The 13,012-nt window shown below is 73.3% G+C and carries 12 protein-coding genes; 10 read left to right on the top strand and 2 right to left on the bottom strand.

Annotated features, from left to right (window positions below):
• Positions 1 to 288 precede the first annotated feature (288 nt).
• Both ACIF6F_RS35130 and ACIF6F_RS35125 read left to right on the top strand, forming a co-directional pair.
• Entirely contained in the window at positions 289 to 1,266 is a 978-nt protein-coding gene (locus ACIF6F_RS35130; protein WP_399956959.1) for a glycosyltransferase family 2 protein, read from the top strand.
• On the top strand, positions 1,263 to 1,697 hold the full coding sequence (locus tag ACIF6F_RS35125) for a GtrA family protein (protein WP_399956957.1): 435 nt from the start codon (positions 1,263 to 1,265) through the stop codon (positions 1,695 to 1,697). The genes ACIF6F_RS35130 and ACIF6F_RS35125 overlap by 4 nt, the downstream gene beginning before the upstream one ends.
• On the opposite strand, the gene ACIF6F_RS35120 is transcribed toward ACIF6F_RS35125, so the two are convergent.
• A complete protein-coding gene (locus ACIF6F_RS35120; protein ID WP_399956952.1) occupies positions 1,675 to 3,726 on the bottom strand; it encodes a hypothetical protein in 2,052 nt (683 codons plus the stop codon). The two genes, ACIF6F_RS35125 and ACIF6F_RS35120, sit on opposite strands and share 23 nt — an antisense overlap.
• A 308-nt stretch (positions 3,727 to 4,034) precedes the next feature.
• On the opposite strand from ACIF6F_RS35120, the gene proB reads away from it, so the two are divergent.
• The 5 genes from proB to ACIF6F_RS35095 all read left to right on the top strand — a co-directional run bounded on the left by proB (position 4,035) and on the right by ACIF6F_RS35095 (position 9,007).
• Positions 4,035 to 5,141 carry a glutamate 5-kinase gene (proB, locus tag ACIF6F_RS35115; RefSeq protein ID WP_399956949.1) on the top strand — a complete coding sequence of 369 codons (1,107 nt, stop codon included), beginning with the start codon at positions 4,035 to 4,037 and terminating at the stop codon, positions 5,139 to 5,141.
• Positions 5,142 to 5,252: 111 nt separating this feature from the next.
• A complete protein-coding gene (locus tag ACIF6F_RS35110; protein ID WP_399956945.1) occupies positions 5,253 to 5,663 on the top strand; it encodes a hypothetical protein in 411 nt (136 codons plus the stop codon).
• A 192-nt stretch (positions 5,664 to 5,855) separates the two neighbouring features.
• Positions 5,856 to 7,121: a glutamate-5-semialdehyde dehydrogenase gene (locus ACIF6F_RS35105; RefSeq protein ID WP_399956942.1), complete on the top strand. Its 1,266-nt coding sequence runs from the start codon at positions 5,856 to 5,858 to the stop codon at positions 7,119 to 7,121.
• A gap of 77 nt (positions 7,122 to 7,198) precedes the next feature.
• On the top strand, positions 7,199 to 7,807 hold the full coding sequence (locus ACIF6F_RS35100) for a hypothetical protein (RefSeq protein ID WP_399956939.1): 609 nt from the start codon (positions 7,199 to 7,201) through the stop codon (positions 7,805 to 7,807).
• Positions 7,808 to 7,900: 93 nt separating this feature from the next.
• Positions 7,901 to 9,007 carry a hypothetical protein gene (locus ACIF6F_RS35095; protein ID WP_399956936.1) on the top strand — a complete coding sequence of 369 codons (1,107 nt, stop codon included), beginning with the start codon at positions 7,901 to 7,903 and terminating at the stop codon, positions 9,005 to 9,007.
• A 22-nt stretch (positions 9,008 to 9,029) separates the two neighbouring features.
• Here the strand turns inward: ACIF6F_RS35095 and ACIF6F_RS35090 are convergent, their stop codons facing one another.
• Positions 9,030 to 10,133: a M48 family metallopeptidase gene (locus ACIF6F_RS35090; protein ID WP_399956933.1), complete on the bottom strand. Its 1,104-nt coding sequence runs from the start codon at positions 10,131 to 10,133 to the stop codon at positions 9,030 to 9,032.
• Positions 10,134 to 10,255: 122 nt separating this feature from the next.
• Between ACIF6F_RS35090 and ACIF6F_RS35085 the strand changes: the two genes are divergently transcribed.
• The 3 genes from ACIF6F_RS35085 to ACIF6F_RS35075 all read left to right on the top strand — a co-directional run bounded on the left by ACIF6F_RS35085 (position 10,256) and on the right by ACIF6F_RS35075 (position 12,937).
• Positions 10,256 to 10,423, top strand: coding sequence for a hypothetical protein (locus ACIF6F_RS35085; protein ID WP_399956930.1), 168 nt, complete (start codon positions 10,256 to 10,258; stop codon positions 10,421 to 10,423).
• Positions 10,424 to 10,501: 78 nt separating this feature from the next.
• Positions 10,502 to 11,119 carry a nicotinate-nucleotide adenylyltransferase gene (gene nadD / locus ACIF6F_RS35080; protein WP_399956927.1) on the top strand — a complete coding sequence of 206 codons (618 nt, stop codon included), beginning with the start codon at positions 10,502 to 10,504 and terminating at the stop codon, positions 11,117 to 11,119.
• A gap of 24 nt (positions 11,120 to 11,143) precedes the next feature.
• Positions 11,144 to 12,937 (top strand): LytR C-terminal domain-containing protein, encoded by a 1,794-nt coding sequence (locus ACIF6F_RS35075; RefSeq protein WP_399956924.1) that lies wholly within the window; start codon positions 11,144 to 11,146, stop codon positions 12,935 to 12,937.
• The last annotated feature ends 75 nt before the right edge of the window (positions 12,938 to 13,012 follow it).

Below are 13,012 nucleotides of genomic sequence, written 5' to 3'. Positions count from 1 at the left end.
CACGACCTCGACCCCGTGAAGGGTCTGGTCCAGGACGGACTTCACCGCCGTCGGCAGACGCTCTGCGTCGTTGTAGACGATGACGACCACGGAGACGTCAGGCACTGGCACCTCAATCCACTTGTGTTCTCATTGCGCCCGTCAAAACTACCGTGTGTTCCACTCGACGGAGGCAAGCGACCTGTCGGTGTGGGCCCGGCGCCGGCGTGCATACTTCTTAGCGGAGAGGTGAGCGTCGGGTTCCGCTGGCGGCGACCACCCGGTTCGAACCCGCAGCAGGAAGTGTTCATGACCAAGCTGTCCGTAGTCGTTCCCTGTTACAACGAAGAAGCGGTCATCGACAGCTTCGACTCCGAGATCCGCCGGGTGCTCGACGAGCTGCCCGTGGAGTACGAGGTCTGTTACGTCGACGACGGTTCCCGGGACGGCACCCTCGGCAAGCTCCGTGCCATCGCAGCCGAGCACCGCGACCAGACCCGGTACGTCTCCTTCAGCCGCAACTTCGGCAAGGAGGCCGGCATGCTCGCCGGCCTGCGCGAGGCCACCGGCGACGCCGTGGTGATCATGGACGCCGATCTCCAGCACCCGCCGGACCTCATCGGCAAGATGCTCGACCTCTACGGCCTGGGCCACGACCAGATCATCGCCCGCCGCAACCGCGAGGGCGACAAGAAGGTCCGCAGTGCCCTGAGCCGCCTCTACTACCGGGCGGTCAACCGCTGGGTCGACGTCGAGCTCACCGACGGCGTCGGCGACTTCCGTCTCCTCTCCCGCCAGGCCGTCGACGCGCTCCTCGCGCTGCCCGAGTACAACCGCTTCTCCAAGGGCCTGTTCTCCTGGATCGGCTTCGACACGATCACGTTCGACTACCAGAACGCGCAGCGCGAGGCCGGCGAGACCAAGTGGAAGTTCGCGTCGCTGCTGAACTACGCGATGGACGGCCTGATCTCCTTCAACAACCGCCCGCTCCGCCTGGCCATCTGGACCGGCGGCGCGCTCACCGCCCTCGGCGCCCTCTACACCCTGTGGATCGTGATCGCGGCCCTGGCCGGCGGCATCGAGACCCCCGGTTACGTCACCCTCGTCGCGATCATCGTCGGCCTCGGCGGCGTGCAGATGACGATGCTCGGCCTGATCGGCGAGTACATCGGCCGCATCTACTACGAGACCAAGCGCCGCCCGCACTTCCTGGTCAAGGAGTCGCACGGTGCCGACACCCGCACGGGTGAGCCGGTGCCGGTCTCCGCGGACCGGGACGGCCGATGAAGGACCAGCTCGGCCAGATCCTCCGGTTCGGCCTGGTCGGCGGGGTCAACACCGGCACCTTCTACGGCATCTACCTGCTGCTGCACCCGTGGATGCCGTACTTCGCCGCGTACACCGGCGCCTTCCTGCTCAGCATGGTCGGCTCGTTCTTCATGAACACGTACTTCACGTACCGCACCAGGCCGACCTGGAAGAAGTTCCTGCTCTTCCCGCTGACACAGGTCACCAACTACGTCGTCCAGTCCGCCGGGCTCTTCGCGCTCGTCGCCTGGGCCGGCATGGACTCGAAGATCGCGCCGCTCGCGGCGGCCGTGATCGCGATCCCCTTCACCTACCTGATCGCCCAGCGCATCCTCGTCAGCCGCAAGGCCCCCGAGGGCGCCGACGCGGAGGCCGCCGCCCCGGCCGTCACGTCCGCCCCGAAGGGCTGACCGGGCCCGGCGCGCGGCCCGCCCCCGGACCGGGGACCGCCGCGCGCCGTGCCCGCCGTTCCCGGTGCCGCTCCGCCTCCTCGCCCAGCGCCAGCGCCGCCCGCCGGAAACGCACCGCCGACGAGGGCCGGTCCGGCCCCAGCAGGTGCTCCCGCAGCTCGGCGCGGGCCGCCCGCAGCGTGTCCTTCGCCGGGTCCCGTACGGACTCCAGCAGCGCCGCCACGCCCGCCGCGTCCGGGCCCAGCACCCAGGCCGCCCGCGCCGTCGGGAACGCCGCCCGGAACTCCGCCTCGCCCAGGTGGCCCGTGTTCACCACCGCGTACGGCTTCCCGCTCGCCAGGTAGTCCGACACCACGCTGGACACGTCGCCGACCAGCAGGTCCGCCGCGTTGAAGCACGCGTACAGGCCCGGCCGCGGGCCCGCCACCACCCGGTGCGCGCCCGCGGGCCGCACCGCCCAGTACGCCGCCTCCCAGGCCGCCGTCGCCTCCTCCACCGCCAGCGCGCGGTCGGCCACCGGCGCTCCCTGGAGCCGCATCCGCTCCGCCCCGTCCGCGTCCGGCGGGAGCCCCGCCGCCGTCAGCGCGTCCAGCACGGCCGTACGCCGGGCCAGCTCGGCCGCCGCCCCCGGCGCTGGCGGCCGCGCGTCGCCGTACGCCGCCCCGGCCGCCCGTACGAGCGCCCGGATCCGGGCGTCGACGGCCGCGGCCCGCGGGTCCACCGAGCCCGTCATCGGGTGCGGCCGGTACAGCAGCCGTACGTGCGGGTCCGCCAGCAGTGCCCCGACCAGCCGCTCCCCGGCCAGGACCAGGGAGGTGCCGCCGGGGTCCCCGGTCCAGCCCTCCCAGGTCGGCGCGTACAGGACCGTGAGCCGGCCGCCCGCGGGCGGTCCCCCGTACGGGTGAACCGCCTCCAGCTGCGGGCGGCCGATCTCCACCACGTCCCGGTCGTCCACGCCCACCTCTGCCCGCGCGTACCGCTCGCGGGCGGCCGGACCGGCCACCCACACCTGGTCGTACGCCTTGGCATAGGGGTTGCAGCTGGACGGCTTGTCGCTCTCCCCGTGGTTGACGAAGGCGTGCTTGACGGTGGGGATGCGCAGCACCTGGGAGGTCTTGCCGGAGTTCGCCGGATGGATCAGCACCCGCAGCGTCGAGTGCTCCAGCCGCATCAGGTGCTCGACCTTCGGCAGGCAGACCACCGGCAGGTCCGTGGGCGCCAGCAGCTGCAGCATGAACCGCTCCCGCAGCACCACCACCGGGCGGCCGCCGAGCGCCGCGAGCGGACCCAGCCACATGTCCGCCTGGTAGGCGGAGGCCGTCCCGCCCGAGAAGTACATGCCCACCGTCGGCCGGTACTCGGCCAGCCAGCGGTCGAACCAGGCCAGCACCTCCGCCTCGCCCGCCGGCCGCCGCGACGGCAGCAGGTGCAGCGACAGTTCCAGCAGCGCGGTCGCCGCCAGCCCCAGCGACACGGCGATCCCGGCCGCCGCGAAGTGCGGCACCCCCGTCCCGGCCGCGACCAGCAGTCCGGCCGTGGACGGCAGGCCGCACCAGAGCATCCGCGGCCCCGGGCGGCCCAGTAGCAGGGCCGGGGGAGCGGGCGGCAGCCGCAGCCCGGCGGTGTCGACGTTCCGGGTCAGTACGGGCAGGGTCCGGGACCGCCGGACCAGCACTGCCACTCCCCGGCTCGCGAAGTGCAGCGCGTAGGACAGCAGCAGTCCGAACACCAGCGGCAGCGCCGCCGCGCTCTCGTGCCCCCGCCCCGTCGCCAGCAGCCCCGCGACCAGCAGGAAGTCCCGCAGCACCTGCCGCACGGGCACATCGGCCCGGAGCCGCGCGAGCACCTCGGCCACGTCCCCCTGCCAGCGGTGCAGCGCCAGTTCGGCGGCCAGCCCGGACACCGTGGCCAGCGCCAGCAACCCGGCGTCCGGGGCCAGCGCGCCCACCACCTGGAGCCCGAAGGACGCGGCGAGCAGCGCCGGGACGGCCGCCCGGACGAGCGGGCGGAGGGGGCGCAGCGGATTCACGGCCGGGGCTCCAAGCGGTCGGGTGACGCGGAGGGGGCTCGCTGGTCAACGGCGGTCCGACGGGCCGGGCAATGGGCCGCCCCCCGATTCACGCGAACGGGACGTCCTCCCGAGCGCCTGTCCGCAGGCCCCGGCGCGCAGCTGCCCGCCGGACCGGGCGGCGCCCCCGGCGTGTCCGTCCCACGCACCGGGACGCGGACGCGGGCCCGCCGGAGCACCCCGTAAATTTGGGGGAGGAGCATCCGGAACCGGGCGAACGCATAGGGGTCAGGGACGTGTCAGGGGCAAGTCAGGGTGGACGGCGGAGCGTGGCCGACGCCCGCAGGATCGTGGTCAAGGTCGGCTCCTCCTCCCTGACCACCGCCGCCGGAGGCCTCGACGCCGACCGGGTGGACGCCCTCGTCGACGTACTGGCCAAGGCCCGCAGCGGCGGCGAGAAGGAGATCGTGCTGGTCTCCAGCGGCGCCATCGCCGCCGGCCTCTCCCCGCTCGGCCTGCGCCGCCGCCCCAAGGACCTGGCCCGCCAGCAGGCGGCCGCCAGCGTCGGCCAGGGCCTGCTGGTCGCCCGGTACACCGCCTCCTTCGCGCGCTACGGCGTACGCGTCGGCCAGGTGCTGCTCACCAGTGACGACACCAGCCGCCGCGCCCACTACCGCAACGCCTACCGGACGCTGGACCAGCTGCTGGCGATGGGCGCCCTGCCGGTGGTCAACGAGAACGACACCGTTGCCACCGACGAGATCCGCTTCGGCGACAACGACCGGCTGGCCGCCCTCGTGGCCCACCTGGTCCGCGCCGACCTCCTGGTGCTGCTCTCGGACGTCGACGGCCTGTACGACGGCGATCCCGCGCAGCCCGGCACCTCCCGCATCGACGAGGTGCGCGGCCCGGAGGACATCGCCCACGTCTCCATCGGCAGCGCGGGCAAGGCCGGCGTCGGCACCGGCGGCATGGTCACCAAGGTCGAGGCGGCCCGGATCGCCGCCGCCGCCGGCATCCCGGTGGTCCTCACCTCCGCGAGCCAGGCCGCCGACGCGCTCGCCGCCCGGGTCACCGGCACGTACTTCCACGCGACCGGCCGCCGCTCGGCCGACCGGCTGCTCTGGCTCCAGCACGCCTCCACGCCCCAGGGCCACCTCACGCTGGACGCGGGCGCCGTCGCGGCGGTCACCGAGCGCGGCAGCTCGCTGCTGCCGGCCGGCATCGCCGCCGTCGAGGGCGAGTTCGTCGCGGGCGACCCGGTCGAACTGCGGGACACCGACGGGCGGGCCGTGGCGCGCGGGCTCGTCAACTTCGACGCCAAGGAGCTCCCCCGGCTGCTGGGCCGCTCCACGAAGGAGCTGGCCAGGGAGCTCGGTCCCGAGTACGAGCGGGAGGTCGTCCACCGCGACGACCTGGTGCTCCTGCACCGGTGATGGGCTCGATCCGGTAAAACCGTCGCACGGGGGGCCGCGGACTGGTCAACTTTGTTGGCGGGGGACGTACGGGGGACAGCCGCAGACCGACGCAGAACCAGGAGGCCGCCGGTGAGACGAGCGGGCGCCGAGCGAGCGCTGACGAGCGTCGAGACGGGCGAGGGAGCCGGGCCCGCCGAGGTCTCCCGGCTCTGGCACGTCACGCTGAGCGTCTCGGGGGCACCCGCGCCCCTGGCGGAGGTCCGCCGGGGCCTGGAGCAGCTGGCGCACGACCACCCCTTCCTGCTGACCAGCCGGTACGCCGCCGACCACGCGGAGATCCGGTACTGGGAGGAGGCCCGGGACCTCCACGACGCGGCCGCCGTCGCCCTGCGGCTGTGGGGCGAGCACCGCTCCTCCGCGAAGCTGCCGCCGTGGGAGATCGTGGGCCTGGAGGTCATCGACCGCGCCACGTACCACCAGCGTGTGGCGGAGGGCTACGGCCCGCCGCCGGCCTCTCCCGTGGGCGTCCACCCGTACTAGCGGACCTGCTCGTCCAGGCCGTCTTCCGGACCGGGCCGGGCCCGCGGGCCTGATCCGAAGGACGGGCCCCGGCCGCCGCCGTACGGGTACCGGCGGCGGCACCGTACGGATCCGGCCGCCGCACCGCGAGACCCCGTCTCGGGGGGTGAAACCGACGCCCGCGCCCCCGCACCAGGGGATTACCCTGCACCCATGACCTCGCTCAGCCCCGTCCTCGCAACCGCCACCCGCGCCCGTACCGCCGCCGCCGAGATCGCCCCACTCCCGCGGTCCGCCAAGGACACCGCGCTGCACGCGATCGCCGACGCCCTGGAGGCCCGTACGGCGGAGATCGTCGAGGCCAACGCCGTCGACATCGCCAAGGCCCGCGAGGCCGGCACCAGCGAGACCGTCATCGACCGCCTCACCCTGACCCCCGAGCGCGTCCGGGCCATCGCCGCGGACGTCCGCGACGTCGCGGCCCTGCCCGACCCGGTCGGCGAGGTCGTCCGCGGCTCCACGCTCCCCAACGGCATCGACCTGCGCCAGATCCGCGTCCCCCTGGGCGTGGTCGGCATCATCTACGAGGCCCGCCCCAACGTCACCGTCGACGCCGCCGCCCTCTGCCTGAAGTCCGGCAACGCCGTGCTGCTGCGCGGCTCCTCCTCCGCCTACGCCTCCAACACGGCCCTCGTCGCCATCCTGCGCGACGCCGTCGAGGCGACCGGCATCCCCGCCGACGCCATCCAGCTCGTGCCCGGCGAGTCCCGCGACTCCGTCCGCGAGCTCATGCGCGCCCGCGGCCTCGTCGACGTCCTCATCCCGCGCGGCGGCGCCTCCCTCATCAAGACGGTCGTCGAGGAGTCCACCGTGCCGGTCATCGAGACGGGCACCGGCAACTGCCACGTCTACGTCGACGCACAGGCGGACATCGACATGGCCGTGGACATCCTGGTCAACTCCAAGGCCCAGCGCCCCTCCGTCTGCAACGCCGCCGAGACCCTGCTCGTGCACCGCGACATCGCCGCCGCCTTCCTGCCGCGCGCCCTCGACGCGCTCGCCGACGCCGGCGTGACCGTGCACGGCGACCCCGCGATCCTCGGCTACGCGGGCGACAGCAAGGTCACGGCCGTCGCCGCCACCGACGAGGACTGGGCGGCCGAGTACCTCTCGTACGACATCGCCGCCGCCGTCGTGGACTCCCTGGACGCGGCCGTCGGCCACATCCGCCGCTGGACCTCCGGCCACACCGAGGCGATCGTCACCACCTCGCAGGCCGCGGCGCGCCGCTTCACCCAGCTGGTCGACTCCACCACCGTCGCCGTGAACGCCTCCACCCGCTTCACCGACGGTGGCCAGTTCGGCTTCGGCGCGGAGATCGGCATCTCCACGCAGAAGCTGCACGCCCGCGGTCCGATGGGCCTGCCGGAGCTGACCTCCACCAAGTACATCGTCACCGGCGACGGTCACGTGCGGTAACCGCCGGACCACCTCCGAGTGGCCGATTTTCGGCCGACTCCCTGCCCAAAAGAGCCCCCCAGGTCTAGTCTGGTCCCGTGCCGGACGACGTGGGGGGCCTTCCGTTCCCGGACGACGGGGAGCCCGACGACGACCGCGGAGGCGCGGAGCAGGACTTCGCCTCCGTGGTGTTCGACGAGGACTTCGTCCGGAGCGCCGAGATCCATGAACCGACCGCCGCCGAGCGGCTGCTCGCCGCGGCCCAGGCGCGCGCCCAGGCCGAGGAGGCCCGGGCCATCGCGGCCGCCAGGGCCGCGGACGACGACGGCTGCGAGAGCTACGACGGCTACCTCGACCGGTTCGGCTACGGCTACAGCCCCGACGGCGAGCCCTACGGCTTCGGCCCCGAGTACGCGTACGGCTACGGCTACGGCGGCCCGTACGGCACCTACGGCGGCGCCCTGCGCCCGTACCGCGGCCGCGCTCGCTGGCACCGCCCGGTCGCCTGGATGCTCGCGGTCGTGATGGGCGTCGGCATGGTGGCCCTGGCCTTCACCGCCGTCTACAAGGCGGCCGCCTCGGACCGGGAGCAGGTGCCCCCGCCCGCCTCCACCGGGGCCGACACCGGCGGAGCACCGGCGAGCTTCCGCAGCGGCGGGCTCCAGCCGGAAAGTCCCGGCCACGCGGGCGTTTACCTGCCCCGGTAGCGACCAACCCTGAAAGTACGACCCCTCAGCACGAGCGGTGCGCACGAGCACCCCGAGGGGGCTTCTCTATTGCGGGGACAGCGGGGAGAAGCGATGGCCGTGCCAGGAGATCCACCCGACGGCGCCCCCGACGGCATCGGCGGGGACGACGAGTACCGTTCCGTGGTGTTCGACGAGGACTTCGTACGGGCCGCCAGGCTCCAGGAGTTCTCCGCGCAGGAGCGGATGGGCGAGCACGCCCGCGCGGTGCGCACGCGTCCCGTGTGGGGCGGCGGCACCGGTTCGAGCACGCGCAGGCCCCGCCAGGGGCTGGTCCTGCTGATGCTGGTGGCCTTCGCCTTCAGCGCGGCCGTCTACATGGGCCTGCGTCACCCGTACGTACCCCCGCCCTCGGCCTACACCGACCCGCTGACCAGCACCGTGGTGCCCCTCGCGCCCCGGGGGGCTGTCCCGGGCGGGCGCCCCGCCGAGCTGTACGCGGCGAGCCCGGCGGACGGCTACCGCGTCGGGGCGGCCGGGATCACCCTGCCGGCCGTGCGGCGCACGCAGCACTTCACCGACACCCAGGTCGTCACGGCCCTCACCACCGTGAAGGACTACCTGGTCCAGTCGGGTCTCGACCCGGACGTGCTCTCCGGCGCCGCCGCCCGGCCGGTGCGGGTGCTGCTCGACCCCGACCAGCAGCAGCAGTTCGACGACAGCCTCGCCAGGCCGGCGCCCGACGGGCGGCACGCGGCCACCGGCTGGCTGGTCCGCTTCGACCCCGCCACGGCCACCGTCGCCGACTCCCGGGTCCGGGTGAGCGGCACGATGGTCTACGCCGAGGCCGGGCCGGAGGTCCTTGAGGTCGTCACCGACCACACCTTCGTCTACGCCGTCCGCAGGGCCGGTGCCGGGCCCGCCGACGCCTCCCTGTTCACCGTCCGCCGCGAGCTGCGGCTGCGCTTCGACCGCGAGGACCTGGAGGGCCGCCGCGCCGAGCTGCTGGACGCCTACGTCACGGCCGGCCCCCAGGACTGCGCCGCGGACCCGTCGGCCGCCTTCAAACCGCTGCTGGCGGGCCAGCGGCCGGCCGGCACCGGACCGGCCGCCATCGACCCGTACGACACGGCGCACCCGCACCGGACGGCCGGGCTGTGCGGCGTACTGGCCACCGCACCGCCCACCGGACCGCCTGCGTCCCCGACGACCGGGTCCTAGGACCCCGTCCCGCCGCCCCCGCCTAGGACTCCGTCCCCTTCCCACCGCGCTCGCCGTCCGAGGTGCCGCCGGTGCCCCCGGCGGCACCGTCCCGGCCCTCGGACGGCCGGCCCGCGAACTTGTCGCGGAGCCTGCCGCCCACGTCGCCCACGCCCCCGGCGAGGTCGCCGACCAGTTTCATCAGCGGGTCCTTGCTGGTCCGCACCGAATCCGCGTAGTGCGAGGCCGACTGGCGGAACGAGTCCGACACCGAGGTGTCCTTGTCGTCCTCGCGCTTCGGGTAGTGCCCGTCCATGATCCGCTGGTGGTCGCGGCTCTCCGCCCACTTCTTCAGCTCGGCGGCCCGCACCGTCGTGAAGGGGTGCGTGCGCGGCAGCATGTTGAGGATCTTCAGCACCGAGTCGCGCAGGTCGCCGCCCGCCTCGTACTCCTCGGCCTGTGCCAGGAAGGCGTCCACGTTCATCTCGTGCAGGTGGTGGCCGCCGGCCAGCTTCATCAGGCCCCGCATCGAGGCCTGGAGGTCCTGCCCGACCAGCAGCCCGGCCCGGTCGGCCGACAGCTCGGACTTGCGGAACCACTCGCGGAGCCCGGTCACGAGCGCCATCACCGTGATGTTGCCCAGCGGGATCCACGCCACCCGCATCGCCAGGTTCGTCAGGAACAGCAGGATCGTGCGGTACACCGCGTGCCCCGACAGGGCGTGGCCCACCTCGTGCCCGACGACCGCCCGCATCTCCTCCTCGTCCAGCAGCTCCACCAGGGAGGTGGACACGACGATGATCGGCTCGTCGAGGCCGATGCACATGGCGTTCGGGTTCGGGTCCTGCTGCACGTACATCTGCGGGACCTTCTCCAGGTCCAGGATGTAGCAGGCGTCCAGCAGCATCCGGTGCAGGTGCGGGAACTGCGTCTCGCCCACCCGCACCGTGTCGGACAGGAACAGCAGCCGCAGGCTCCGCTCCGGCAGCAGCCCGCTCAGCGCCTTGAAGACGGTGTCGAACCCGCTCAGCTTCCGCAGCGCCACCAGCGCGGAACGGTCGGCCGGATGCTCGTACGCGCGTGACGAGATGCCCGGGAAACGCCTCCGGTCACGTGCCGGAAGCTTCTCGGACCCGGTGTCGCTCATCGCTCTTCCCCCTCGGTCGGACCTGCCACTGCCCCCTCAACGCATGAGTCGGCGTGAGCGTGCCCGGGGCGCCCGCTTACGATGTGGGCGACGTCTCAGCCCACACGATAGGTACCTGCCTGATGAGCCTCCTGAGCACCGCCCACGACCTGGTCGTCCTCGCCTCCGAGGGCGGCGAGCAGCACGGCGGCAACCACGACAGCCTCAACCCGTACCTGACCGGCGGCGGCGCCCTCTTCATCCTGCTGCTGATGCTGTGGGTCACCACCCGCCTGAACCGCGACCGCTGAGCCGCGGACACGGCGTCGCGCCCTCGGGCCGACACCGCCGGGTCGGGCCGCTCCACCGGGCCAGTAGGCTCTGCACGCATGGGAGAGCAGGAAATGCCTACCGGTCCGGTCAAGCGCCGGCTCGGAGTGATGGGCGGGACGTTCGATCCGGTCCACCACGGACACCTCGTGGCCGCCAGTGAGGTGGCCGCGCTGTTCCACCTCGACGAGGTGGTCTTCGTGCCGACCGGCGAGCCGTGGCAGAAGTCGCAGCGGGCGGTCTCGCCCGCCGAGGACCGCTACCTGATGACCGTCATCGCCACGGCCTCGAACCCGCAGTTCTCGGTCAGCCGCATCGACATCGACCGCGGCGGGCCGACGTACACCATCGACACGCTGCGGGACCTGCGCGCCCTCAACACGGACGCGGACCTGTTCTTCATCACCGGCGCCGACGCGCTCGCGCAGATCCTCACCTGGCGGGACGCCGAGGAGCTCTTCTCGCTGGCCCATTTCATCGGCGTCACGCGCCCCGGCCACATACTGACCGACGACGGTCTGCCCGAGGGGAAGGTCTCGCTGGTGGAAGTGCCCGCCCTCGCGATCTCCTCCACGGACTGCCGTCAGCGGGTGGCCGCCGGCGACCCCGTCTGGTACCTGGTGCCGGACGGCGTGGTGCGCTACATCGACAAGCGTGAGCTGTACCGGGGCGCCTGAGCTTCCGGAGAGAGAGGGGCACCGGTGAACGACCGCCAGGACCCGTACGGCCGGTACGACAGGTACGACGGACACTCCGAGGACTCAGCACCGGAACAGCAGCTCATCGGCTACGACGCCTATGGGCAGCCGGTGTACGGACCGGTGTCCCCCGCGCCCGGGCAGCAGTACGAGGCGTACGGGTACGGCTACGACGCGTACGGCCGCCCCACGGCGCCCCCGCAGCAGCCGGCCCAGGACTACGACGCGTACGGCGGCCAGACCGGCCAGTACCCCGCGCAGGGGTACGCGTACGACACCGGCACCGGCCAGTACGCGGTGGCCGATCCGGCCTCCACCGGCCAGTACCCCGCGTACGACACGGGCGGCTACCCGGCCTACGGCCAGGGCGGGCAGACGGGCCCGGCCCCGGCGGAGGCCGCGGCCACCGGGCAGTTCCCGGCGGTCGACACCACCGCCCAGTGGATTCCGCAGCAGGCGCCCGCGCCCGAGGCCGCCCAAGAGCCCCCGGCGGGCTCCCCGGAGGCGCCCCAGGTGCCCGGGCAGCGCCGAGAGGCGCCCGACTACCGCACCGAGCAGTTCGCCTTCCTGGAGGAGCCCGACGAGGACTCCGAGGACGTCATCGACTGGCTCAAGTTCACCGAGAGCCGCACCGAGCGCCGCGAGGAGGCCAAACGCCGCGGCCGCAACCGCGTGGTCGTCCTCGTCGTCGCCCTCGCCCTCTTCGTCGTCGGCGGCCTGGGCTACCTCTGGTACGCGGGCAGGCTCCCGTTCCTCGGCGACGCGCCCGGCACCAACGGGGCCGCGGTCGCGGGACCCCAGAAGCGCGACATGATCGTCGTGCACCTGCACGACCTCAAGGGCGGCACCTCCACCGCGATCCTCGTGGACAACGTCACCGCCAAGCGCGGCGCGACCGTCCTGCTGCCCAACGCCACCGCCGTCACCTCGGACGACGGCACCGGCACCACCCTCGGCAAGTCCGTGGACGAGGACGGCCTCGGGGGCACCCGCGAGTCCCTCGACACCCTCCTGGGCACCCGCATCGAGGGCACCTGGCGGCTGGACACCCCGTATCTGGAGCTGCTGGTCGACAACCTCGGCGGCATCGAGGTCGACACCGACACCGCCGTGCCGGCGGACGCCAAGGCCAAGGCCCCGGCCGTCGGCAAGGGCCAGAAGCAGAGCCTCAGTGGCGCCATGGCGGTCGCCTACGCCACGTACCGCGCGCCCGGCGAGCCGGAGACGAGGCAGCTGGAGCGGTTCGGCACGGTGCTCTACGGCACCCTGCGCAAGATCCCCGGCGACGAGCAGTCCGCGACGGTCGCCGTCGAGACCCTCGCCCAGATCATGGACCCGTCCCTGACCGAGAAGGACCTGGGCTCCTCGCTCGCCAAGATCGGCGAGCACGCGAAGGTCGGGGACTACACAACGAAGGTCGTGCCGGTGAAGGACGACGGCAGCCTGACCGACGCGGCGGTGAACTCCGTGGTCAAGGAGCTGCTGGGCGGCGCGTTCAAGGCCCCGGCGGCCAACGCCGCCCCGCGGGTGGGCCTGAAGGACGCCTCCGGGAACGCCAAGACCGCCACGGACGCCCGTGCGGCCCTGGTCAACGGCGGCTACACCTTCGTCGACGGCGGCAGGGCCGACGCCACGCAGGACGCCACCCAGGTCACGTACGCCGACGACGCCCAGAGGGCCAGGGCCCTGGAGGTCGCCAAGACCCTCGGGCTCAAGGAGACGGCCGTGAAGAAGGCCCAGGCGGCCGTCAACGCGGACGTCGTGGTCGTGCTCGGAACGGACTTCAAGAAGCCCTGAGCAGGCACGGGAGCAGGCGGCGCCCGGGCCCCGAGAGGGGTCCGGGCAGGTCCTGAGCAGCCGGGACGACCGGCC

The sequence above is a fragment of the Streptomyces sp. NPDC086023 genome (genome assembly GCF_044540325.1).
GTDB lineage: Bacteria > Actinomycetota > Actinomycetes > Streptomycetales > Streptomycetaceae > Streptomyces.
Note: the sequence above shows the minus strand (reverse complement) of the source record. Positions and strands in the feature narration are given on the sequence as shown.

Excerpts from the sequence above, each read along its gene's own strand:
- nadD (WP_399956927.1), top strand. The coding sequence starts at position 10,502 with ATGGGAGAGCAGGAAATGCCTACCGGTCCGGTCAAGCGCCGGCTCGGA.
- ACIF6F_RS35130 (WP_399956959.1), top strand. The coding sequence starts at position 289 with ATGACCAAGCTGTCCGTAGTCGTTCCCTGTTACAACGAAGAAGCGGTC.
- ACIF6F_RS35090 (WP_399956933.1), bottom strand. The coding sequence starts at position 10,133 with ATGAGCGACACCGGGTCCGAGAAGCTTCCGGCACGTGACCGGAGGCGT.
- ACIF6F_RS35105 (WP_399956942.1), top strand. The coding sequence starts at position 5,856 with ATGACCTCGCTCAGCCCCGTCCTCGCAACCGCCACCCGCGCCCGTACC.
- ACIF6F_RS35095 (WP_399956936.1), top strand. The coding sequence starts at position 7,901 with ATGGCCGTGCCAGGAGATCCACCCGACGGCGCCCCCGACGGCATCGGC.
- ACIF6F_RS35125 (WP_399956957.1), top strand. The coding sequence starts at position 1,263 with ATGAAGGACCAGCTCGGCCAGATCCTCCGGTTCGGCCTGGTCGGCGGG.
- ACIF6F_RS35085 (WP_399956930.1), top strand. The coding sequence starts at position 10,256 with ATGAGCCTCCTGAGCACCGCCCACGACCTGGTCGTCCTCGCCTCCGAG.